The organism is Eisenibacter elegans DSM 3317 (assembly GCF_000430505.1).
In the GTDB taxonomy this organism is placed as follows: domain Bacteria; phylum Bacteroidota; class Bacteroidia; order Cytophagales; family Microscillaceae; genus Eisenibacter; species Eisenibacter elegans.
This window is the reverse complement of sequence record NZ_AUMD01000012.1, coordinates 340,183-363,376: the sequence shown is the minus strand read 5'-3', so window position 1 is coordinate 363,376 and position 23,194 is coordinate 340,183. Positions and strand designations below refer to the sequence as shown.

Annotated in this window: 23 protein-coding genes; 4 read left to right on the top strand and 19 right to left on the bottom strand. The window is 44.6% G+C overall.

The genetic code is table 11. The annotated features are described in order from the left end of the window. Positions 1 to 77 precede the first annotated feature (77 nt). Entirely contained in the window at positions 78 to 389 is a 312-nt protein-coding gene (locus G499_RS0105180) for a TMEM254 family protein (RefSeq protein WP_026999065.1), read from the bottom strand. Positions 390 to 525: 136 nt separating this feature from the next. Here G499_RS0105180 and G499_RS18815 point away from each other — a divergent pair, with 136 nt between their 5' ends. Continuing rightward, the gene (locus G499_RS18815; protein ID WP_035726579.1) at positions 526 to 1,251 is read left to right on the top strand and encodes a Fe-Mn family superoxide dismutase; all 726 of its coding nucleotides are present in this window, start codon (positions 526 to 528) and stop codon (positions 1,249 to 1,251) included. Between the two features lie 178 nt (positions 1,252 to 1,429). Here G499_RS18815 and lipA read toward each other — a convergent pair whose 3' ends face one another. Beyond that, complete coding sequence (gene lipA / locus G499_RS0105170; RefSeq protein WP_026999064.1) at positions 1,430 to 2,290, bottom strand: lipoyl synthase; 861 nt, start codon at positions 2,288 to 2,290, stop codon at positions 1,430 to 1,432. Between the two features lie 138 nt (positions 2,291 to 2,428). Beyond that, positions 2,429 to 2,800 carry a hypothetical protein gene (locus G499_RS0105165; RefSeq protein WP_035726577.1) on the bottom strand — a complete coding sequence of 124 codons (372 nt, stop codon included), beginning with the start codon at positions 2,798 to 2,800 and terminating at the stop codon, positions 2,429 to 2,431. A 248-nt stretch (positions 2,801 to 3,048) separates the two neighbouring features. Between G499_RS0105165 and G499_RS0105160 the strand changes: the two genes are divergently transcribed. Next, entirely contained in the window at positions 3,049 to 3,276 is a 228-nt protein-coding gene (locus G499_RS0105160) for a hypothetical protein (RefSeq protein ID WP_026999062.1), read from the top strand. A gap of 274 nt (positions 3,277 to 3,550) precedes the next feature. Next, the gene (gene mdh / locus G499_RS0105155) at positions 3,551 to 4,483 is read left to right on the top strand and encodes a malate dehydrogenase (RefSeq protein WP_026999061.1); all 933 of its coding nucleotides are present in this window, start codon (positions 3,551 to 3,553) and stop codon (positions 4,481 to 4,483) included. A 42-nt stretch (positions 4,484 to 4,525) separates the two neighbouring features. On the opposite strand, the gene G499_RS0105150 is transcribed toward mdh, so the two are convergent. The 9 genes from G499_RS0105150 to G499_RS0105110 all read right to left on the bottom strand — a co-directional run bounded on the left by G499_RS0105150 (position 4,526) and on the right by G499_RS0105110 (position 13,444). Then, a complete protein-coding gene (locus G499_RS0105150) occupies positions 4,526 to 5,833 on the bottom strand; it encodes an O-antigen ligase family protein (protein WP_026999060.1) in 1,308 nt (435 codons plus the stop codon). Further along, positions 5,814 to 6,734: a glycosyltransferase family 2 protein gene (locus G499_RS0105145; protein ID WP_026999059.1), complete on the bottom strand. Its 921-nt coding sequence runs from the start codon at positions 6,732 to 6,734 to the stop codon at positions 5,814 to 5,816. Before G499_RS0105145 ends, G499_RS0105150 begins: the two co-directional genes overlap by 20 nt. Before the next feature lies 1 nt (position 6,735). Next, the gene (locus G499_RS0105140; protein WP_051295926.1) at positions 6,736 to 7,479 is read right to left on the bottom strand and encodes a glycosyltransferase family 2 protein; all 744 of its coding nucleotides are present in this window, start codon (positions 7,477 to 7,479) and stop codon (positions 6,736 to 6,738) included. Between the two features lie 12 nt (positions 7,480 to 7,491). Then, the gene (locus G499_RS0105135) at positions 7,492 to 8,655 is read right to left on the bottom strand and encodes a hypothetical protein (protein ID WP_026999057.1); all 1,164 of its coding nucleotides are present in this window, start codon (positions 8,653 to 8,655) and stop codon (positions 7,492 to 7,494) included. Positions 8,656 to 8,736: 81 nt separating this feature from the next. Beyond that, complete coding sequence (locus tag G499_RS0105130; protein ID WP_154658318.1) at positions 8,737 to 9,621, bottom strand: hypothetical protein; 885 nt, start codon at positions 9,619 to 9,621, stop codon at positions 8,737 to 8,739. A gap of 124 nt (positions 9,622 to 9,745) precedes the next feature. Then, entirely contained in the window at positions 9,746 to 10,612 is an 867-nt protein-coding gene (locus tag G499_RS0105125) for a glycosyltransferase family 2 protein (protein ID WP_026999055.1), read from the bottom strand. A gap of 57 nt (positions 10,613 to 10,669) precedes the next feature. After that, positions 10,670 to 11,338 (bottom strand): class I SAM-dependent methyltransferase, encoded by a 669-nt coding sequence (locus G499_RS0105120; protein WP_035726575.1) that lies wholly within the window; start codon positions 11,336 to 11,338, stop codon positions 10,670 to 10,672. After that, positions 11,319 to 12,611 (bottom strand): oligosaccharide flippase family protein, encoded by a 1,293-nt coding sequence (locus G499_RS0105115; RefSeq protein ID WP_026999053.1) that lies wholly within the window; start codon positions 12,609 to 12,611, stop codon positions 11,319 to 11,321. Before G499_RS0105115 ends, G499_RS0105120 begins: the two co-directional genes overlap by 20 nt. A 68-nt stretch (positions 12,612 to 12,679) precedes the next feature. Continuing rightward, a complete protein-coding gene (locus G499_RS0105110) occupies positions 12,680 to 13,444 on the bottom strand; it encodes a glycosyltransferase family 2 protein (RefSeq protein WP_026999052.1) in 765 nt (254 codons plus the stop codon). A gap of 555 nt (positions 13,445 to 13,999) precedes the next feature. Here G499_RS0105110 and G499_RS0105105 point away from each other — a divergent pair. Beyond that, complete coding sequence (locus G499_RS0105105; protein ID WP_026999051.1) at positions 14,000 to 15,364, top strand: hypothetical protein; 1,365 nt, start codon at positions 14,000 to 14,002, stop codon at positions 15,362 to 15,364. A 171-nt stretch (positions 15,365 to 15,535) separates the two neighbouring features. On the opposite strand, the gene G499_RS0105100 is transcribed toward G499_RS0105105, so the two are convergent. The 7 genes from G499_RS0105100 to rfbA form a co-directional block, all read right to left on the bottom strand. Beyond that, positions 15,536 to 17,230: a hypothetical protein gene (locus G499_RS0105100; protein ID WP_026999050.1), complete on the bottom strand. Its 1,695-nt coding sequence runs from the start codon at positions 17,228 to 17,230 to the stop codon at positions 15,536 to 15,538. A 102-nt stretch (positions 17,231 to 17,332) separates the two neighbouring features. Further along, positions 17,333 to 18,394 carry an NAD-dependent epimerase/dehydratase family protein gene (locus G499_RS0105095; protein WP_026999049.1) on the bottom strand — a complete coding sequence of 354 codons (1,062 nt, stop codon included), beginning with the start codon at positions 18,392 to 18,394 and terminating at the stop codon, positions 17,333 to 17,335. A 51-nt stretch (positions 18,395 to 18,445) separates the two neighbouring features. Further along, positions 18,446 to 19,525, bottom strand: a complete 1,080-nt coding sequence (locus G499_RS0105090) for an NAD-dependent epimerase/dehydratase family protein (protein WP_035726574.1) — start codon at positions 19,523 to 19,525, stop codon at positions 18,446 to 18,448. A gap of 17 nt (positions 19,526 to 19,542) precedes the next feature. Beyond that, the gene (locus G499_RS18810) at positions 19,543 to 20,748 is read right to left on the bottom strand and encodes a nucleotide sugar dehydrogenase (RefSeq protein WP_051295925.1); all 1,206 of its coding nucleotides are present in this window, start codon (positions 20,746 to 20,748) and stop codon (positions 19,543 to 19,545) included. Further along, entirely contained in the window at positions 20,745 to 21,749 is a 1,005-nt protein-coding gene (locus G499_RS0105080; RefSeq protein WP_051295924.1) for an SDR family oxidoreductase, read from the bottom strand. The genes G499_RS18810 and G499_RS0105080 overlap by 4 nt, the downstream gene beginning before the upstream one ends. Then, a complete protein-coding gene (gene rfbC, locus G499_RS0105075) occupies positions 21,739 to 22,308 on the bottom strand; it encodes a dTDP-4-dehydrorhamnose 3,5-epimerase (protein ID WP_026999046.1) in 570 nt (189 codons plus the stop codon). Before rfbC ends, G499_RS0105080 begins: the two co-directional genes overlap by 11 nt. A 3-nt stretch (positions 22,309 to 22,311) precedes the next feature. Next, positions 22,312 to 23,178: a glucose-1-phosphate thymidylyltransferase RfbA gene (gene rfbA / locus G499_RS0105070; protein WP_026999045.1), complete on the bottom strand. Its 867-nt coding sequence runs from the start codon at positions 23,176 to 23,178 to the stop codon at positions 22,312 to 22,314. Between the last annotated feature and the right edge of the window lie 16 nt (positions 23,179 to 23,194).

Here is a 23,194-nt window from a genome sequence, read left to right as displayed (position 1 = left end):
TTGAGCATCAAGAAAATCAAATCCAGTAAATCTTGGTATAATTTACGGATTTTTGCCTACTACACCAAGACTTCGCCCTAGGCTTTGCGCCCGTGTAGGCGGATGGTTTTATTGAGCAAGAGCAAAGCCCAAAACCCACAAGCCATGGTCTGCGCAGCCCAAGCCCAAGCTACTTGCCCAAGCCCTGCGCGGGAGGCCAAAACATAGGCATATACGGCTTCTGCTAGGTGTACCAACAATAGCAGCCTAAACAAATAACGCGCATAAAAAGCGTATTGGGGTAGCCAATAGCCAAAACCTACAAGCGCGAGGAGGGCGAAGCCCCCTAACACAAATATCCACCACCACAGGGGGGAGTTTTGGTACGATGGTATCGGATTTTGAGACATGATTTTTGGGTGTAACAAGACAATCAAAATAGGGACAATGTGTATCCTGTGCTCAAGTTACAAATCATTTTTGATATTCTGGTGTTTCATGACTAGTACTTCATCGTACTTTTTTGAGCACACAATCCCAATACTTATGGACAAACGCACTTTTCTTAAAACAACCGCCTTGGCCGGTTTGGCCACAATGGTACAACCTCAGTTTTTATGGGCTGGTGCAGCACGCCCCACACAGTTTGAGCTACCACGCCTACCCTATGCGCCCGAAGCGCTTGCCCCTTATATCGACCAAGAGACGATGCATATTCACCACGGCAAGCACCACGCCGCCTATGTCAATAACCTAAACAAAGCCCTCGAAGGCCGCAGCAATCAACGTTATGACCAAAAAGGCTTAGAACAACTGCTACAGCAGCTCAAACCCGAGGAGGCTGCCCTGCGCAACAATGCTGGAGGGCACTATAACCACAGCCTATTTTGGGAAATACTCAGCCCCAAGCCTGCCCTCAGCCCCAGCGCCAAGCTGGCACAAGCCATAGACGCTAGCTTTGGGTCTTTGGCTAAATTCAAAGAAGCCTTTGCCCAACGGGCACTCAACCGATTTGGGTCTGGATGGGCTTGGCTTTCGGTGGATGCTTCGGGCAAATTATTTTTGAGCGATACAGCCAACCAAGACAATCCGCTGATGCATCATATTGTAGCCGAGAAAGGGGTGCCGGTAATGGGGCTCGATGTGTGGGAGCACGCCTATTATTTGCAGTATCAAAACCGCCGCGCAGAGTATGTCTCCGCTTTTTGGAATATTCTTGATTGGCAGAAGGTAAGCACACGGTATGAGCTGCTATTAAAACAGCAAAATTAGGATGCACATCACACCACCGGGCAATTTCAGAAAAGTGGCTCGAAGCTGGAGGTGTTCTTCAATGTTGCTTCGCCATTGAGCTGCCTGTTGCTTATGCCCTGTGGTATGCCTTACCAAAAAAAGGCTTCGCTCTTGATAGAAGAACGAAGCCTTTTTCTTTGGTTGATTTTCTCCGAAACTACAACACGTGCTTTTCGGCATAATAAGAGCTGCGTACCATAGGGCCGCTTTCTACGTGTCGGAAGCCCTTAGCTAGGCCTTGTGCTTTATAAAAAGCAAATACCTCGGGACTGACAAACTCAGACACTTCTAGGTGTTCTTTGGTAGGCTGTAGGTATTGGCCGATAGTGAGGACTTCGCAGCCTACGGCGCGTAGGTCATCCATTGTTTCGAGCACTTCAGCCTGTGTTTCGCCAATACCGACCATAATACCCGATTTGGGGCGGATACCGGCTTCGCTGACGTGCTTCAAGACAGATAGACTGCGGTCATAGTCAGAGTTGCGGCGTACTTGGCGTGTCAGGCGGCGTACAGTCTCCATATTGTGCGAGATAACCTCCGGCTTCTCGGCGGTTACTTGATGAATAAGTTCGGCCTTGCCTTTGAAGTCAGGGATGAGCACCTCGATGGTAGTCTGGGGGTTTTGTGCTTTGATGGCCTTGATAGTGGCAGCCCAAACAGCGGCACCACCATCGGCGAGGTCGTCGCGGTCTACCGACGTAACCACGCAGTGTTTGAGCTTCATCAAGAACACCGACTCGGCCACGCGGGCGGGCTCGTCCCAGTCTACGGCTTCGGGTCGGCCAGTTTTGACAGCACAAAAGCGGCAGGCGCGGGTACAGATATCGCCCAAAATCATAAAAGTAGCCGTTCCTCGGCTCCAACACTCCCCTACATTGGGGCACTTGCCGCTTTCGCAGATAGTGTGTAGTTTATGGGTTTTGACCGTGTCTTTGACATCAAAATATGTGCGCTCGGTAGGCAGCTGTATCTTGAGCCAATCAGGCTTTACGCGTTGATTTTTGGTAGCTTCACTCATAGTTTGTTGTTCTGTTAGACTGGCGCGCTCCTGAGCAAAAGGCTAGAAGCCCACCAGTGTGTACAAAAGCTGTAGGGCAGTGGCCATACATTACCAATAGATAACAAAAAGACAGCCCCAAAGGGTTTGGGGCGATGATTAAGAGCCTCTAAATGAGCTTAAAAACAATCCTAATCCGCCAAAAAGCAAGACAAGAATGCCTATCAGCTCAAAGGAAGTCATATGTCGTATACTAAAATTGACACTAGAGATAACCCCCACAACCAGCAACCCCAAGGAGCCAAACATCAAGACCCAGCCCCAGATGTTACGGTAGTTGAAAAAAGTCAGCCCAATGCCAAATATGAAAGGAATCATCAGAAACCCGGTATTCATCCGCATACCGCCGATGTAAAAAGAATTGTACCAATTGACGTGAATCGCATTGAGCATCAAGTAGCCACCTACGACAAACATAGCCAAGCCTAGTAAGAAGCGCTCTGTGCCGCCAGAAGTTCCGCCTGCACCCATAGTATTGATTGGTTTAGTGAGAGAATGATTGTATAAACAATTATAGTGAATCTATGGGACAAAGATACGTAGGATTGACCAAACACTCAGAACATTGCGGAGGGAAAGTTGATGTATACTATCGATGTTGGCAGTAGTTAATCCATATAATGGAGCCGTTTGCCGAATTTACAACACAAGGTTTGAACTTGACAGGATAGCTATACGTGCAAAGTTTTAATTTATGTCATAATCAAATATATCCATCAATGAACCGACACTACCTATTACTCCCTTTGTTTTTCTGGGGGATAGCCAACACAAGCAGTTATGCGCAGGTGCTTTCTCCGGGGAAAATTCAAACCCTGTACTTTCAGGTTGAATACCGACAACAACAAAGACGCATTGCAGCAGTAGCTGCCGAGAGAGGCCTGCCTTTGCGCGGCAAAACCGAAGATGGTAACATTTTGTGGCTACACCACATCCCTCTGGTTTGACTTGTCAAACCTAGCCGGCGGTCTGTATTTTATCAAAACAGAAAGCGGTGCGCAGGCCCTCAAAGTAGTCAAGCAATAGCCCCTAAGCGCGTGTCCAACAACAGTCTAGCAACAGCCCGATAAGGCTGCCTGCTAGGCTGTTTTTTTGCTTCTGACGAAGAACTGAGAAGCCATCTTTGTCTGCTTAAAAGAACGCGAATTCTCAAAACTTTCCTAACTTTACCGCTATAGACAATCCGATATTGTTTCATTCATACAAAACCACTTGATTCATATGAAAATAACCGTAGTAGGTGCCGGCAACGTAGGTGCAACCTGTGCCGATGTATTGGCTTACCGCGAAGTAGCCAACGAAGTCATTCTCCTCGATATCAAAGAAGGTGTTGCTGAAGGCAAGGCTTTGGATATTTGGCAAAAAGCCCCCATCGACTTGTACGATACCCGCACCGTAGGCGTAACCAACGACTATAGCCGCACAGCCAACTCTGACGTAGTTGTCATCACTTCTGGCCTACCCCGCAAGCCCGGCATGAGCCGCGATGACCTCATCAGCACCAATGCCAACATTGTTACTTCGGTAACCGAAAATGTGATTGCACACTCTCCCAACGCCATCATCATTGTGGTATCGAACCCCCTCGATGTAATGACCTATGCCGCTCACGTTACCTCTAAGCTGCCCCGCACCAAGGTAATGGGGATGGCCGGTATCTTGGACACAGCGCGCTACCGTGCATTTTTGGCAGAGGCACTCAACGTATCTCCCAAAGACATCCAAGCGGTATTGATGGGTGGCCACGGCGACACCATGGTTCCCCTACCACGCTACACCACTGTAGGCGGTATCCCCGTGACGGAGCTGATCGATGCTGCCCGCCTCGACGCTATCGTAGAGCGCACCAAAACCGGTGGTGGCGAACTCGTGAAACTGATGGGTACTTCGGCTTGGTATGCGCCAGGTTCTGCTGCTGCACAAATGGTAGAGGCCATCGTCAAAGACCAGCGCCGCGTGTTCCCGGTATGTATCAGTCTCGAAGGTGAATACGGTATCAACAACTGCTACCTCGGTGTGCCGGTAATCCTAGGTAAAAATGGTATCGAGCAAATCATCGAGCTCCAACTCAATGACAACGAGAAAGAACTGCTAGAAGTATCGCGCCAACGCGTAAGCGAAGTAATGGCCGTTTTTGATAACCTCAAAAAATAAGCCTCCCCCTTCTCTAACACACGCTAACATAAACTCCCTCCGCTAATCATAGATTGGTGGGGGAGTAGGTTTTGGTGGGGAGTATAACAATAGCGCACCTACTAAGGTAAAAAATACAATGCCTTTTTGAGCTTGCAACATGGACTCTGTGGTGCAAGATATCATAAAACTAAGCATAAATAATCCTAGTACCCAGTTGGAACGGAGATAGGCTATGTACATAAAACTAAAAAACATACCTATTAAGTATATTAAACCTACAAACCCTAAAGCTAAGAGCGTCTCTATATATTGATTGTGTGCGTTAAATTGGTACTCCAATGCAAGTACAAAATTTCTAGAAGTATATGCCGATAGTAAAGCGCCTTTTGCATCTCCAGTACCATGTCCAAAGTATAAGTTAGCGCCTTTATAAGCATCCATACTACAACTCCAGATGGCTTGCCTGATAGCAAGGCCACTTGTCCAATCGTACCAATGAGGACTCTCATATTTGATTTCTTGTGGTTGTGAAAATTGCCACATGTACTGTATGCGCTCTCGCTGTAAAAAAAACACACCCAACAACATCATTGAAAGTATGCTTATAAAAGCAAAGGCTTGCTTTTTGGGGAGCTTGAGTAGTAAGTATAGACCTAGAATAATTGGTGTGGAGAGTAATACGGTTCGTGCGGATAGGATAAATAATGATAATAAATAAAAAAATAATATTCCTACAGTTATCGTGATGATGACTATTTTTTTATTTTCTAACAACAGTATCCCGACTTCTTCAAATACAAATATAATAGACAACAAAATATATAAAGACAAATATACGTGATGTATTGCAAATATAGGGGTGTGTGTAAGTAGATTTCTAAAGTGTACGTTGCTGATTTGATTATCAAATTCGAATACCAAAGCATAATTATGTGCCAATAGAATCAGCAGACAGGCTAGTGTAGATACAATCTGTATACGGCGAACCATGCTTAGATTGAGGCTTTGAAGAGACCCTATGAGCAATGGCAAAACCACAAAAGTCATTTTGCGCTCTAAATCAAATCCTGCTTCAGCGAGGTTGTCAGAATAAAACATTCCAAGCACGTGCAACCCATAAAATCCAAAAAAAATCATCCAGTGGGTCAGATTTGTATACAGTCGTTGCAGCTTCTCTTTCCAGTTCCATTCAACGACCCATAGTATCAGCCAGAGCATAATGATGAGGCTATTGAGCGAGATGCTAAAAGGAAGCGAAAGTACACAAGCATAGAGCAGCCAAGCTTGAGCTTGTTGGAATATGGTAGGGGTTGCGCTTGGAGTAGCCAAAGTAGTATCAGATTGATGTTTATTTCCAGAAAAAGGCATGCATACTCAGTTTCTTTTTCCACCCAATAGGCAGATATGCCTCCCAAGCACCTAGCTTAAAAGCGATGAATTTGGCAATGTTTCGTACAAACCATTCGGGTAGATAGTGGTATTTTTTGGTTTCAATCAAATAGCGGCATTGCTTGATTACAAATCGTAAGCCTTCGCCACCAGCCTTACTGAAGGGCTTCATCAGTTCGCGCTCGTGTTGATAAAAAGCACCAATATCAAAGTATCGCTTGAACTCTTGGTTGATACTATAATTATGAGAATGATAAACTTCTGCCTCAGCTACATAGGCAATGCTATAACCATTAATAAGGGCTTTGGCTCCTACATAGGCATCCTCACTGATGATGACATTGGTGGGGAAACCACCTAACTTCAGGAGCAGTTCACGTTTATAGGCGGCAAAAGAGTTGGACAAGAAGCATGCTTTTACACCTAATCGGTCCGCATCTTGTAGCGTTTTGAGTTGGGATGTTTGCGGATAATTAAAAATTCGGGTAAAAGCGCCAAACGGATCAGCATCAGGGTAGGGAAGCTGGCGACCATAGGCAATACCTACATTATCATTTTGTAATAAAGCCTGCGTTAAATACATAAATGCCTCTGAATTAGCTGGTAGCGCATCTTGTGTGAGGTATATTATCAAATCACCAGTTGTATGGTTGAGCGCCTCATTACGTGTCCCCCCGTGATTGAATGTTCCTGCGGCAATGACATGGTGGTTTATTTGATTCTTCGTTAAAAACGCTTGTGTCCCATCTGTAGAAGCAGAATCTATCACAAAAAGCTCATAGTCCAAAGTTTGCGCCTTGAGAGCAGTATACAGCTCAGGTAGGTGCGCCATTGCGTTGTAGGTAGGTATAACCACTGATACTTTAGGAGTTGCTTGCATATTATCTGCTCAATAGTACTCTGATGATGATGTTTTTAAGTAAGAAATAACGTATAACCACTTTTTGTTGCATACTTCTCTGACTTTTAGCTCCTGTGTTTGAGGCTGTCTCGGAGTGCCGAATGTATCGAATCAATTTGTCTGGACAATGATACACCCTTCCTTTTGCTGCGGCAATGAGTCCAATCCACCAATCATGCATCGGAATAGACTTAGGGAAAGGAAGCGATTGCTCTAGTAGATCCCGACGGAAAGCCATACAACAACCTACATATCGATTTTTTAGAAGGTTTTTAAAAAAACCTCCCTGCCCAAGATGTATATAATCAAAGAAGGAACTGTGCAAGACTTTTCCTGAAATATCTACCACCTCACAATCATGTACAACCAGAAGATGTTCTGATAAGAGTTTTGTTACAGTATCTAACTTATGAGGGTACCAATAGTCATCCTGATCACAGAGAAAAAGATATTCGTGTTGTGCCTGTTTTAGAGCAAACTCAAAATTATATATCGGGTTTCTGAACGTATTGTTTGGGAAAACACGAATACGCTCATCTTTAAAGTCTGCAATAATGCTGAGTGTATCGTCGGTAGAAGAATCATCAGAAATAATAATTTCATCCTGGGGTTGGAGTTGGATGAGTATTGATGCTAGCTGCTGCCGGATGTGTTTGGCACCATTGTATGTGGCCATACAAACAGATACGGGCGGTCTATCAGTAACGGGAACTTGTTCAGGCATAGCAAGAGAGGATTAGGCTTGGGATAATTCCCTTGAATGATCTAAGGGGTAGAGGGTTTCTTGGAATGTTTTTAGGCTCAATACGCTCAGGCAAACCCAAGCCAACAACACCAAGCCCATCCCCAGTGGGCTTAGTAAAAAAGGATTGGTTACAGACTCAACATACATAAATACAACAGCCAAAAAAAATGGTAATGCCAATTCCAAATTACCTTTTTGCACTGCTTGAGCAAACTTCCAAGTGATGACCAAGAATATCCCACCCCAAAAAGCCAAACCGATTATTCCTTGTTTATGGAAAATCTCGAGATAGGCAACTTCCATGTGCAAATCTCGAATACCAATACCTACTCCTAACCCGTGCCCAAGAATAACGGAATAAGGCGTAATCATATCTAGCACTTGGTATACTTGTAAAAATCGAACTCCGTCTGAATACATCTTATCACCCAAGAGGCTGTCTGTATATTGCCAAGCAAGTAGCACAAGTATTGGAATGATTAGGCTGAAAATCAAGATGAGTATTTTATTTTTTCCAAACAATGCTAAATATATAATATAAGTAACTCCCCAAGCCACAATAAACCCCCTAGTGAAAGTCAGAAATGTAGCCAAGGCCAGTAACACGGCAAACGCTTTATATTGCCAGTGTTTGCCTCGGAACAAAAAGAAGAAACCAATCACAAGATACACAAACCCTTTGTATAGAAAAGCCATTTGCCCTCTAAAAAAAAATTCTTCGGAGGCATAGGTTGCATGCCAAAATAACGCAAAATTGATAAGCCTTAGATTCAGCAAAACAAATACTATCAGATATATCACAGCCAATAAGAGCGCTGCGATGCGGATTAAATCAACAACCCAAAGTACATCCTCTATTCGTCGGATTTTATAAGAAAAAAACAGAATGATGTAGAAAAAAGATAGTGGCTTAAAATCAAGCAATACCCGCTCCATCGGTACATTATTGGCATAGGCTACCACAAAAGCCATCCCGTGTAAGAGTGTGAATACAGCCAATAAGACAAGAATATCCAGTGAGATATGCTGTCTGATAATGAGATAGAGTAAGCTAAGCCCTGTAGCCGCCATGAAAAAGTACATCCGTACACTGAGTGTTCCAATATCCAACAACCGGCCGCCACCGCCCATAAATAACTCTAGCAGTAATATCATAAAGAAGATATCACTCCAATGAAGCGTGTTGAGTCGTATTTTAGATGAGATTAGCGCCATGAGAGCTATACAGAATAAGTATTATCCAATGAGACTTTCAGCCCTTTGAATAAGGCGCTTCAACTCAACAACTAACACCCAAATAATCCAAACCAAGATACCGGCTAACAAACCTAATGCCAGTGTTTTTTTGAGGTCAAAGCTACTAGGTTTACTATATTGGGTGAATGCTTCTATCACTTGAAGGTCTTGTGAAAGCGCTATATCTTTTTCTAGTTGGAGGGAAAATCTTTTAAGATAAGCCGATTTTTCAAAGATTTCCCCCGGATTTATAAGGTTTACACCCGTTTGAGTTCTAGTAACCGCTTGATTAAGTGCGGTTTTAAGAGTATCCATCGCAGCTATTTCGGCTTCAATACGGTTAATGAGTGCTTGGCGATTTTTATTGTCGATTTCTCTGCGCGTTTTGACATAGGTATTTTGCTCAAAATACTTCAATAGGCCATCTTGTAACTTGGGCAATACTTCATTTTTATGCACTTTTACTTCAACAACAAATGCCTCACGCGGGGCAGCCTCTTCACGATTCTGATAGATGCGCACCCTTTCTAATTCCATGGGGTTTTGTAACAAAGGAGAGGCCTTGATGCGATAAATAAGTGCAGCTTCCTTTGCTGTAAGATTGAGTCTACGGCCTAGTTCCTCATAGTTTTTTTCCCTGATTAGTTCGCGGAGTGTCTCGATGATAGGATTGGCAGTCAAGTAACTCAGTTCCTTAGAGCTGACTACCATTGATGTGGTATATACCGGAGAGAACGCAAAATAGGCGCTTCCAAAACCAACAATAGAAAGAATAATGGCTATGGGAAGCTTCTGTCTGTGTCTTCTCCAAACACGAATGATTTTTATAAATAAGTCTACAAGACTCAATTCCTGATTTGTATTGGTGGTGGGGTTGGTATTCATAGTCAAGGGTGTACTCTTGAGTTAAGCTAAAAAATCAGATTAGGCTCGCAAATGGGTCGTGTAATCTAACTTTGGTGGGTAAAATTAGGGCTTTGTTTGGTAGTTTCAAACTATTCAACAGAAATCATCCTTTGGTCTTTTTGGGTTGCCAAGACCCCATCCGGTTCTGGCGATAGTCTTGGTTGGCTTGCCAAAATAGCCGAAGGCGCTCCCAACGTTGATTTTCCCAAAGGAGGGTCTTGATAAATTCCTTAAACAAAATCTTGCGAACTACTCGACGGAATTGTGGAAACTTTTGGCGATACTTATTAGAAACCCAACGTCCATTGCGCCACATGTAGTACCCTCGTAGCGGGGTATGAGAAATAAAGCTCCCACAAGTAAGCCCTAGCAACCGAATGGATTTTTGAACTCCCAGCCCATGTGCTAATACGACAGATGGGGCTACCCATACCTGCCAGCCATTTTGTTGAAGCCTTAAACAGTATTCATGGTCTACGTGGTCAATAAAAAGTTTATCCTCAAATCGTCCGCAAGCCTGATAGGCTTCTAAAGAAAGTATATTGCCGGAGGTCATGACAAGGAGTGTAGACCTAGGACTAGTGTCAGGTAGTGATGCGTTAGGGGTATGATTAGGAGACAAAATGCCTATTCGTGTAGTTTGTGCCAACTGATTCCATATCTGGCACAGCACGCCAATATCGCCAGAGGCAAACGCGCTATCTTGATCCATGGTTAACACGTGTGTACAGCCCACATCTAACGCAATCTGCACCCCTTCATTGAGCGCGGAGGCTACGCCAAGGTTTTCAGAAAAATGTCGGTAATGAACCTGAGATACAAACGATTCCCAACGCCCTTCAGCATCTTCCAGTGCCTGAGGGCTATTGTCTATTAATATCAGCGCCTCTACTGCCGAAGCATAACTTTTGATATTATGCCATACCTCTGCGGATGGATGATACAAGACCACAATGGCTGCAAGTTTCAAAGAGACCAAAGTTTGATTGAATAAACTAAACCTGATTTTTAACTCATCAAAACTATATTATTGATGTTTTTGAACAATAGTTAAGTACTGCATGCTCAAAAACTGTTCAAATACCCTTCCACTAAGTTTGTTGAACAACCTCCGTCGGCGCGCTTCCGGTTGTAAGTCCAAGTTACTGTGTATTTTGACAAGTTTTAGACTAGGCACACTGGTCATCAGTTCTATAATATTTTTTCTACAGAAAAAACGCATATGTGTTTGATCAAATATACCCGAATCCTCATATGTAAATTCTCCTTTAATAGCGATGCGGTATAACGCGCTAATCTCTCGGATATTAGGGATACTACTAATCAGCAATCCTCCGGGCTTTAAAAAAGGCTCAAGCTTAGCTACTACTTGATGAGGAGTGATAAGATGCTCAAATACATCACCAGCCAATATTACATCAAAATACCCTAGTGGTAAGTTAGGGGTAAACTCTTCTATATTGCCAAAAATGAGTGCATCAATAATAGGATTTGACTGATCAGTATTAGGCATCTGAAGGAGTTCTATCCCAACAACCTCTTGGGCAAGTCCCATTTTTTTGAGTTCTACTAAAGTACTCCCACTACCGGCTCCTAACTCCAAAATTTTATTTTCAGGGTTTTGAGGAACCAAAGATATCAAATCACGTCTCGCATTAGAAAAGTACGAGAGGTCTTTATTTTCGTATGAATTCATGTGATACAAATACAATTGATTTTGATGAGTTATGTCGCTCCAAAGCAATCACCAAAGCGATGCTTATAAAGATTTCTGTTAAGAGAAAAGATAAACTGCTACCAAGGGCGGAGAAGTATGTAAGCAATAGTGCATTTAAACACAAGTTCAGCACAAATCCGGCATTGACTACTCTAACATAACCCTTAGAAAGGTTATAAGCCAACAGTGTTTGATAAAAAGGGATGTTGGTAGCCACCACTAGCGGAATCCAAATTAGAAGGCGCAGATACATCACCATCGATTCCGACGTTTCGCCACTAACTATCCATAATACTTGAGGGGCCAAAAACCAAAGTAGGATTGTACCGCCGGCAATCAGTCCTACAAAAGGCAAATGTAAGCGACGATAAAACACCCTTAGCGTACTATGGCTTTGTTGGGCTAACTGACACACCCGAGGATAGGTAGCCTGAGAAAATGTAACCAAGATTTGTCGTAAGGCTGTCACCACTTTTTCGGCGACACTGTAATACCCTACTACCTGCTTGTCTGTTTCCCAAAGCCCTAATAACAACAAATTAGCAGTGGTATAAGAGGCTACAGACAAGTTGGTAGAAAATACTCCCCAACCTGAGTACAACTCTTCCCAAACCTCCTGCACAGAAGGGCGAACCCACTGTAGCCTAAAGAGCCTAATGGCCAGTATCGTACCAAGCCCTCCCGCTACAACCCATCCTAGCCCTTGGTAAAAAAGCACATACACATAGTCATGTGGAGATTGTACCAAAACAAAAACTAATACTGTAAACAACAGCTTGGCAATCACTGTCAGAATAGTAATATAAAACATTCGTTCCATTCCTTGAAAAAACCACACGGGAGACAATGCTTGTCCTATTACAAAGCTAAAGCCCAAATAGGCAGCCCAGCGCTCTGTTTGTAATGCAGGAATCGTCTGAACACCAACCCACAACAATATCCCTGCAGTCAAACAAAGGATGATGCGGGTAAACAATATTTTGTAGAAAATCTTGGATATCATTGCTAGATTCGAGCGGTGTACAGCCACCTCTCTAGTAGCAGTGATTTGGAAGCCATAATCTGTAAAAATGGCCAAGTATATCATCAATGCATGTAGCCAATTGACGGTCCCATACAGCTCTATCCCAATCACACGGGTGAGGTAGGGAATTACAAGCAAAGGCAACAAGAAGTTGGCCACTTGCATTAGCCCTAAAGCCATAAAATTTTGGAGTACACGCTGGATGCCTTGAGGAGCGTCAGTGCTCATAATGTTTGTGATTTTACTGCTAATCGGATGATTTAGCGCAAAACGAAATCGTGTTTTATGTGGTAAAGTTATTGTGGCGTATGTGCTTTTACAGTAGTACGCTCTTTTTTATAATCCCCACGGGAAAAGAATTTTTCAATCAGGCAGTACATCAGGATGAAGAAATAACGACTGCCCATTTCACGTATTTTTAGCTTCGATTCGCCCGACTTACGGTTCGTCCAACTGTTGGGCAACACTGTGTAGCTATATCCACGTACAATCGCTTTTAGGGGAAGCTCTAGCGTGAGGTTAAAATGAGGGGACAAAAACGGCTTTAGTCCTTCCATTGTCTCGCGTTTATATAACTTAAAGGCGTTGGTGGTATCATTGTAGCGCATCCCTACCGCTACTCGGACAATAAAGTTAGCCAAGCGATTGATGATTTTTTTGAGCTTTGGATAGTCTACAGTCTTGCCTCCTTTGATAAAGCGGCTGCCGAAAACACAGTCATAATCACCCTCCACCATTGTCCGGTAAAATTTTACTAAGTCTTCGGGGTCGTCCGACAAATCGGCCATCATCACCGCCACACAGTCTCCCGTAAAACGCTCTAAACCATAACGTACAGCATACCCAAAGCCATTGGGGCCTTTGTTGGTGTAGTATACCAAGGTGGGGATTTGTTGTTTAAGCTCCTCCAAAATCAAGGCAGTATTGTCTTTAGAGTTATCGTTCGTAACGACTATCTCGTGAGGAATTCCCTCGTGCGATAATGTATCATATAACGTTTGGATAGTCTCTGCGATAGAACCTTCTTCGTTATAGGCCGGGATGACAATAGAGAGTTTCATAACAACAAGCATCAGAGAGGGTAAGTCGGTAAGATTTGAGGCTGCTTCAAAAAAAGAGACGCAGTTTGTTTGCAAATATACATATCAAATTGGCATCTTAAGGGTTACAGCGCAATTCATTGGAAAATAAACGTCATAGAAAGACAAAAGTTGCCTTGATAAGAACGGTATGTTAGAAAATTTAATATCTTTGTGATACAATAATATGACCATTGACCTGCAATGCACACCTCCAAAATAACTAGATTGCTAAATCCAAAAGAACAAATACTATCTCTATTTCTATTATTCCTGATACATTGGATTCGAACAATGCCACTTTTGATAGGGGCTGAATTTTGGATGGAAGACGGTGCTGTTTTTTTTCAAGAAGCTTACAACTTAGGTATACATACTATTTACACACCATATCACGGATACCTGCATACTGCTATTCGTATCGTTGCGTTAAGTGGCTTGATTGTTCCCATAGAGTTAATTCCTGTAACATATACTTTAATAGCGGCCTTATTACAGTTTGTTCCCATAGTGTATTTACTATCAGGCAGATTGGATATGTATTTTCCCAACAAATTATTACTGTTGGTATTCAGCATAGTATATATTTTATGCCCTATTGGATATGAAACTTATGGAAGCATTACCAATATCCAGTGGTATTTGCCTTTTTTAGCCTTGATATTGCTCTACGCAGCGCCCCCTATCAAGCCTTGGGTGCAAAATCTAGAATATATTCTTTTAGTAATATTAGTCCTCACCGGCCCATTTGTTGTGTTTTATGCCCTAGCCGTAGGGGTGGTATGGCTGCTGTATCGTTACCGGCCTACCAAGATGGCTTTGGGTATTCTTACTATGGGTATTTTGGTACAAGGCTATTTTTTATGGGTGTCAGACTCATTTACCGGAGGGATGGACGATACCGGCATACGCCCGGACATCTGGCTTTATGTGCGTTACTTCCCCGGGCTTTGGGTATATAAAACGGTGATTGGGGCAACCTTTGGCGATATATTGCTCACCCTATTGAGAGGGAATACCAAGGTGGGCTTTCAATCCGTTCCACTCATCATAGCCGGTCTGACTTTGTGGCTCGCATTAGGGTGGCAAGTATGGCGTAGCCGCAATCCCTTTTTAGCGGCTTTGTTGATAGTCACGACGCTTACTACAATCAGCGGTTTTCATCGTATGTTTGGGCATTTATTGGTTGGTAATGAGCTGCTCAATGGTGAGCGCTACTTCCTGTCTATAGCCGTGATGTGGTTGTTTCTACTTTATTTCGCTTGGCATCAAGTTACTTCGAGTTACCGATGGATTTTCGGAGCCTTGTTTTTAATGGCCTGCTTGGTGGGGATTCCTTCGCGCTTTCATTATGACCGCAGTATGTATTATACTACTTCGTGGAGTCAACAAGTAGAGCAGTTTTTTGCTACACCACCAGATAGCAGTCATACTTTTCAAGCTTTTCCTACTCATCTAGGTACATTTACTGTAAAGCGACAGCTCGGACAGTTGCCACTGAAAACACAAAAACCCATCAAAAAACAATGGCCAGCAGCGTTAGCATTGGATATCCCCATAAAGACAAGTCATCACTGGATAGCTCAACCCGACTTAATAACCATCAACAATGGTTGGGCATTTGTAGAAGGGTTAGATGCTACACAAAGTCAAATTTATTTAGTTTTTGAAGACCCTACGGACCAAACTACCATCAGCTTCAAAGCAGCTATGGCACAACGCCCCGATGTAGTAATGGCTTTTGAAAACAATCCCTTCTACTTCAATACTGGATTTGGCTTCAAAATACCTACCAAATATATCCCCAAGCAAAAAGCCTATGAGGTGTATCTTTATATTGAACACCCACAAGGCTACGCCAAATCTAAGATAACAACCTACATTAAGGAGACAGATAACTAAGTAAGCGACTCATTATCTCAGCTTTTACCCAAAGTTGGGGGAGTTGCAAAGGTCTTTGGCCATCTACTAGGATAGACCATTATCCGGTACTGAACGAACAAGCGGCTTTGTTGATACCCGAATCAGTAAAGGAAACATAGGTTTTATTGGTTGTTATTCTATCACAAAATACTATTGCAAAACATCGTGCTCCATCCACTTCAACACCTGACGGGCACGCAACTTAAAAGGCCCGTGCCTATGTTTAATCATAATCCCTACTTGATACCTTCCTTTTGGGAGGTGGCTCTTGGGTAAAATAAAGGTAAATCCGGCCCAATCGTAATGATGGTTTTGATAATACGCTCCTACATCGTGCCTGTAGTGTCGGATAGTATGATAGGTGTATTGTTCTTTGGTTTGTGTATTTCGCAATACAACAAATACCCGACTGTTTTCGGTAGGCATGCCCTCCTCAAATGCCCAGCCATTATCAATAAACAAGAGGTCTGGGTGGGCTTCAAACTTAAAATCGCTTTTGATGTGGTCCGTTTCCTCATATTTTCTAAACTCATAGCTTTTTCGAGAGGCCAAATCGGCATACTTGATATGATTTAGTCGATAAATGCCAAGGCTATCACACCGACGCAGTATCTCACGTGCAATGGTTTGATCTGGGTATGATAACGAACTATAACGATGCCCTTCGTGATAACAAGCAGCGCCATACCGCAACTGTTCGCTGGTATTAGACAAAGCCGGGAAAGATTGCAAAAAAGCTGTTAAATGAAGTCCTAAAGAAAGCACCCACACTCCTGCCCCCCATAACAACATCTGTTTGGACGAGGCTTTTGTTAAACTCATCATAATCCACAGTACGATTATCAACAATAAAATACCATAGATATAATACCTAGAGTCAAGCGCCTGCAAAACTCCAAACCCAGCGCGTGAAACCGAAACCAATGCCGCAGAGAGTAATATCCACACAAAAAAAGTAAATAATAAGACATTGTGTTTATCATAGCGCTGTTGCAACAACCACAAGAAGAACACAACTACAGCAAAACCTAAGAGGATAGTAAATAAAAGCCCTAGAGGCTGCGCCGTGCTGCCTAGAAAGGTGAAATAATGAGGAAGCAGTAAATCTGGTTGTTTTATAATGGTCTTTAGTGGACTGGGGTGGCCTGAATGGCTATGATAATTATAAAAATAGCTAGCTATCGTCAATAAACCGATACCGCTCCAAATACTTAATCGTTTGAAACCTTGTGATTGATGCCAAATAAAAGCAGCGCCCAAAATAAAGGCTAACAAACCACTGCCACTAGTATATACAGCAACAATAGCAGCAATGATTGCTACAATAAAAAACTGATTACTATTTCGATTGAGGGAATAGAATGCGATAAAGCTAAAAAAAATGACCCCATAATTCTGAATAGAAGCCATGGCCCAAAAACTATTCTGCCAGTTTTGAAGGCTGAGTACCATCAATGCCATTGGGAGAAATACCCACCAAGGCCAATTATGAGGTGTGAAAAATTCCTGATAAACTTTCCACAGTAGTGCCAACAAGGCCAATAAAAACAGATTACCGACAACAGCCAACCACTTAAAATGAACAGTACCTATCACTGCATAAGAGCCGAGAATAATCACCCTATCCAAAACAATGCGGTGCTCATTGTGCTGCGAAAATAATAACTTGAACTTTGCTAAGACACCCGTACTGCTCTTATAATCAGCTAAAAATCGCAGCACAGCATCATAATCATCCCAATTAGGAACATTAGGAGTAAGATAGTATACTATGGACAAGTAGCCAATAGTAATAAGACTACCTAAGACATAAAAAACAATATTATTTTTTTTGCTCAAAAGCATATATACGTAGTGAAGTAAGAATAGATAGCGTGATGGGTAGAAAAACAACAACTTCCTGAAAATTTGTCATATCAGGAAGTTGTATCATTGCTTGGTGTCAGATTACACCCTAGCTTTCATATTATGAAACATCTGAGTAAGCGTATCTTTGAGGTCATATTTCCAATCCCATTCAGGGTAATGGGTTTTAAACTTGCGCAAATCACTCACATACCAAATATGGTCGCCAATGCGGTTGGTTTCTGAGTAGCTATAGCTCATTTTGTTGCCTGTGATTTCTTCACAAAGTACAATGGCTTCTTGCATAGAGCAGTTGGCAAATCGTCCGCCTCCGGCATTGTACACCTCTCCTTCTTTAGGGTTTTGGTAGAAGTGCCAAAACATATTGACCAAGTCCCAGCTATGGATATTGTCGCGCACTTGCTTGCCTTTGTAGCCAAATACGGTGTAGTGGTTGCCTGTGATGGCGCACTTCATCAGGTAGGCCAAGAAGCCGTGCAGCTGTGCCCCTGAGTGATTGGGTCCTGTAAGGCAGCCGCCTCTAAACACGCCTGTCTTCAGGCCAAAATAACGCCCATATTCTTGTACCAGCACATCTGCCGCTACTTTAGAAGCGCCAAAAAGCGAGTGTTTGCTATGATCTATACTCATTTGCTCATCAATACCGTGAGCGTAATAGGCGTGGTCTTCGGCAATTTCCCAACGAGTCTCTAGCTCCACTAGGGGCAGAAAATTGGGCGTATCACCATATACTTTGTTGGTAGAAGTGAAAATGAATACCGCCTCAGGGCAATGCAGGCGTGTCATTTCCAGCATATTGAGTGTGCCTGTGGCATTTACTGAAAAGTCAGTAAATGGCTCTTTGGCAGCCCAGTCGTGGCTGGGTTGGGCGGCAGTATGTACAATGAGCTTGAGGTCTGTACCATATTCTTTAAAGATGGTTTCCAAACCGGCTACATCGCGGATGTCTACACTGTAGTGTTTATAGTTACTAAACTGCTCTTCTAGGCGGTTTTTGTTCCATTCTACAGAACCATCTTTACCAAAAAAGTATTCTCGGAGGTTGTTATCAACCCCTACGACCAAGTCAAATTTCTCCGCAAAGAAGGCAACAGACTCGCTACCGATAAGCCCGGCAGCTCCAGTGATTAAGGCGATTTTCATTGTATTTCAGGATTTTACAAAAGCATTTGATTAGGTGTAATAAAGATTTTCTTATGACAATATTTTTTTCAGCGCATCTTGGTGTGTTTTCATCCACGCATAGATTTCCTGCATAATCTCAGGCACACGCTTTTGGGGTGTCCATCCAGTGGCTGCGCTTACCTTGCTATTGTCGGTAAGGTAGATGCGGATATCGGCCACACGATTCTCAGGCACTTGTTGAATTTCGATGCGATTTCCCGTGATTTCTTCACAGATACGGGTCAGTTCTTGCAAAGAGGCGCTGGTTTCTACCCCGCCCCCTACATTGAACACTTCTCCATTGATTTGGTCAAGATGATGCATCTGCCAGTCAATCAGGCCAAACAAATCGTCAGTATGTAACATATCACGCACCTGCTTGCCTTGACCTCCATAGCCAAAATAGCCCAATTTTCCTTGCCAAAAGTGCCTAGCCATCCACAATACCACCACGCCTTGATCCACCTTACCCATTTGCCAAGGCCCTGTCAAGACACCACAGCGGTTGATGACAGTACGGAGACCGTAAAATTGTTGAAACTCCTGAATCATCAACTCCGAAGCCAACTTAGTAGCCCCGTATAGTGAACGATACCCACCCAGAGGGAAATCCTCGGCAATGCCTTTGGCCGAGATACCCGGCAAGCTTTGTTGATCTTGCAATACAAAACGAGTTTCGGCCTCTTCAAACAGACTCTTCTCGATATTTTCTATCGGATACACACGACTGGTAGAGAGGAAGATAAAATCTGCCCCTGTTTTTTTGGCAAAATACAGGCAGTTAATCGTCCCATTGAGGTTGGTATCTACCAAGTAGTCAGGCGTACCATCAAGCCCTGCCAATACAGATGGTTCTGCCGAAGCCTCGATGATGGTATTTACCTGAGCGGGAAGACTGTCAAAATCAGCTTTTTGACGGATATCACCGTGTACAAACTGAATGCCTGCCTCTGCCAAACGGGGAAGGTTGAGTTCAGAGCCACGGCGTTTGAGGTTGTCAAACGCAATTACCTCATAATGAGGATATTTTTGCTTGAGGTTGATAGCCAATGAAGACCCCACAAATCCAGCGCCTCCTGTAATGAGTATGGTTTTAGGTATAGTATGCATAATTCAAATTAAATTTCTCACAAAAGCCCTTTTAGCGTTTGTGCTTGTTCGGCAAACCAGTCGTGTTTGACCAGTAGGGCGTGATGGTCGTAGGCTTCCAGCGCAGGCATTGTAGGCAGGAGATGTAGGCCATAATGTTGTTGTACTTCGGCGGCGTTGGCCAATGGGTCGAAAATATCTACGGTCAGGCCAAAAGACTCCAACTCCCTTACGACATCAATCACCTTAGTGTTGCGAATATCGGGAATATTAGGTTTAAAAGTAAATCCTAAGATTAAAACTTTAGCACCCGTGCGCAACTTTTTCTCAGCGGCCATCTGCTTGACCATCTGCTGGGCCACATACGTCCCCATATAGTCGTTGATACGTCTACCAGCAAGGATGACTTCGGGGTGGTAGCCTAGGCTTTGTGCCTTGTGGGTCAGGTAATAAGGATCTACCCCGATACAGTGCCCCCCCACCAGTCCGGGGTGAAAAGGCAGGAAGTTCCACTTCGTCCGAGCAGCCGCCAGTACGTCTTCTGTTCGGATGCCAAGCTTGTCAAAAATAATGGCCAACTCATTCATAAAAGCGATGTTGATATCGCGTTGGGCATTTTCAATAACCTTGGCCGCCTCGGCTACCTTGATTGACGGTGCGAGGTGGATGCCTGCCGGGATAATGCTGCCATACAAGTCTGCCAAGGCCTGCGCCACCGTAGGTGTGCTACCGCTGACTACCTTGATGATGTTGGGCAGCGTATGTTTTTTGTCGCCCGGGTTGATGCGCTCCGGCGAATACCCGCAAAAAAAGTCTTGGTTGTAGCGCAGCCCGCTCAGCTCCTCCAAAATAGGCACACAGACCTCTTCCGTACATCCCGGGTATACCGTAGACTCATACACGACCACATCCCCCTGTTTGAGGTAGGGCGCTACCAGTTGCGTCGCTCGCCTCAGGGGGCTGAGGTCGGGCTGGTTGGCCGCATCAATGGGCGTGGGTACGGTGATGATGAAGTATTGGGCACGGCCAATGTGCGTAGGCTCATCGGTATACTGTAAGTGCTTGGCAGCGGCCATTTGTGCCGTATCCAGCTCTAGGGTTTGGTCTAGCCCTTGCCGCAGCTGCCGGATGCGCTCAGGGTTGATGTCATAGCCTATCGTGGGGTATTGCGCCCCAAAAGCGACCGCCAGCGGCAGGCCGACATACCCTAAACCGATGATGGCGATGGTAGGAGGAGGAGTCATAGGCGATACGAAGGGGTTTGGTCAATATGTTGGCGATACCAGCCGATGGTCGTTTGCAGGCCTTCTTCTAGGCTCACACTCGGCTCATAACCCAAGTAGGTGCGGGCAAGGCTGATGTCAGCCAAGCTATCTGACACATCCCCCGCACGTTTGGGGGCGTGTGCCACCTCTTGAGAGGCTTCCATCAGGCGTTGAATGGTTTTGTAGAGCGCCAAAACACTGGTGCGTGTTCCGCAGCCAATGTTGTAGGCTTTTCCGCAGGCTTCAGCATCAGACACAAAAAGCGCCCGTAAGTTGGCCTGTACTACATTGTCGATATATGTAAAATCACGTGTTTGGCTTCCGTCGCCATAGATGGTGGCTTGCTCCCCCCGCAACAACGCCTTGATAAAGAGCGGAATGACGGCAGCATAAGCGCCGTGAGGGTTTTGGCGTGCGCCAAAGACATTGAAATAGCGCAAGCCAATCAACTCCATTCCATAGGCCAGGGCAAACACTTGGGCATACTGTTCATTGACCAGCTTGCTCAAGGCATAAGGAGAGAGTACCTGCCCCAGGGCTTGTTCGCGCCTTGGCAACAGGGGGCTGTTGCCATATACCGACGATGAGGAGGCATACACCACTCGGCGCACTCCTTGTGTTTTGGCTGCCCAGAGGATGTTAACAAATCCGGTTACGTTGGCCTCGTGTGTGGCTAGTGGCTGCGCCATACTGCGCGGTATCGAGCCTAGTGCGGCTTGGTGCAACACATAATCTACGCCTGCGCAGGCCTCCATACAAACGGCCCCGTCCCGAATGTCGCCCTCTATCAAGCTACAGCGTTCGTCTTGCAGGGCTTCGGCAATGTTTTGACGGTATCCGGTGGCAAAATTATCTAAGATGATTACTCTGCCGGCATCGGCTGCAAGCAGTGCATCGACCAAATGGCCTCCGATGAACCCTGCGCCTCCGGTTACCAAAAACGAATGCCCCCTGATGGGGGCAAGGTAATTATTGTTCATACACAAAATAGTTCTGAGCCAATACTTCCGCCAAAGTCGGAAGGGCTTGGTCTTTGGCCGATACCAAGATTTGGTCTTGGGCAATTTGCCAGTCAATGGCAAGGCTCGTATCATGGTAAATTACGCCGGAGTCGTGGCTGGGCGCATAAATATTGTCGCATTTGTACAAAAACTCTGCTGTTTCGCTCAACACAGCAAAGCCGTGGGCAAAACCTCGGGGCACAAACAACTGCTTCTTATTTTCTGCCGAAAGCACAATGCTGAAGCTACGCCCATACGTAGGCGAACCTTGGCGCAGGTCTACCACCACATCAATCACTTCGCCCTGGGTTACCCGTACCAGTTTGGCTTGGGTATAAGGAGGTTTTTGAAAATGCAGGCCGCGCAACACCCCATAGGCCGACTTGGAGTGATTGTCTTGGATAAAGGTATTTTTCAGCCCTGTCGCCTCCTCAAACTTATGTTGGTGAAAGCTTTCCAAAAAAAAGCCGCGCTCGTCTCCAAATACTTTGGGCTCAATAATCCAAAGGTCAGGAAATTCGGTTTTGATAAATTCCATAGGCTACTGTGTGGCTAACAAGTTCATCAAATACGTACCATATCCACTTTTGAGCAGGGGCTGGGCAGCCGCTTCGAGCTGGGCAGCATCGATAAAGCCCATACGATAGGCTATCTCTTCGATACAGCCTACCTTCAGTCCTTGGCGCTCTTCGATTACTTGTACAAACTGGCTGGCCTGCATCAAAGATTGGAAGGTGCCGGTGTCGAGCCAAGCCGTTCCTCTATCCAGAATACCGACCGAAAGTTTGCCGGCGGCCAAATAGGTTTTGTTTACGTCGGTGATTTCCAGCTCTCCACGGGGAGAGGGCTTGAGGTTTTTGGAAATATGCACTACCTCATTGTCATAAAAATATAGCCCCGGCACGGCATAGTTTGACTTAGGCTTGAGTGGCTTTTCTTCTATCGAAATGGCACGCTGCTGCGCATCAAACTCCACAACCCCATAGCGCTCAGGGTCAGAAACGTGGTATGCAAACACCACCCCGCCATCGGGGTTGGTTTTGGACTGTAGCAAAGTCTCCAAGCCGCTGCCATAGAAGATATTATCCCCCAATACAAGGGCGACCTTGTCTTGGCCTATAAACTCTTCTCCGATGACAAAGGCCTGCGCCAGCCCGTCAGGCGAGGGCTGTACCGCATAGCTGAAGTTGCAGCCTAGGCGCTGCCCATCGCCCAGAAGCTTCGTGAAGAGCTCGTGGTCGTGGGGGGTGGTGATGATGAGTATATCACGAATACCGGCCATCATCAGTACCGACAGCGGATAATAAATCATCGGTTTGTCATAGACCGGGATGAGTTGCTTGCTGATGGCATAGGTCAGGGGGTGGAGGCGTGTGCCAGAGCCACCTGCTAAGATAATTCCTTTCATAATTGTGTTTCCTGAG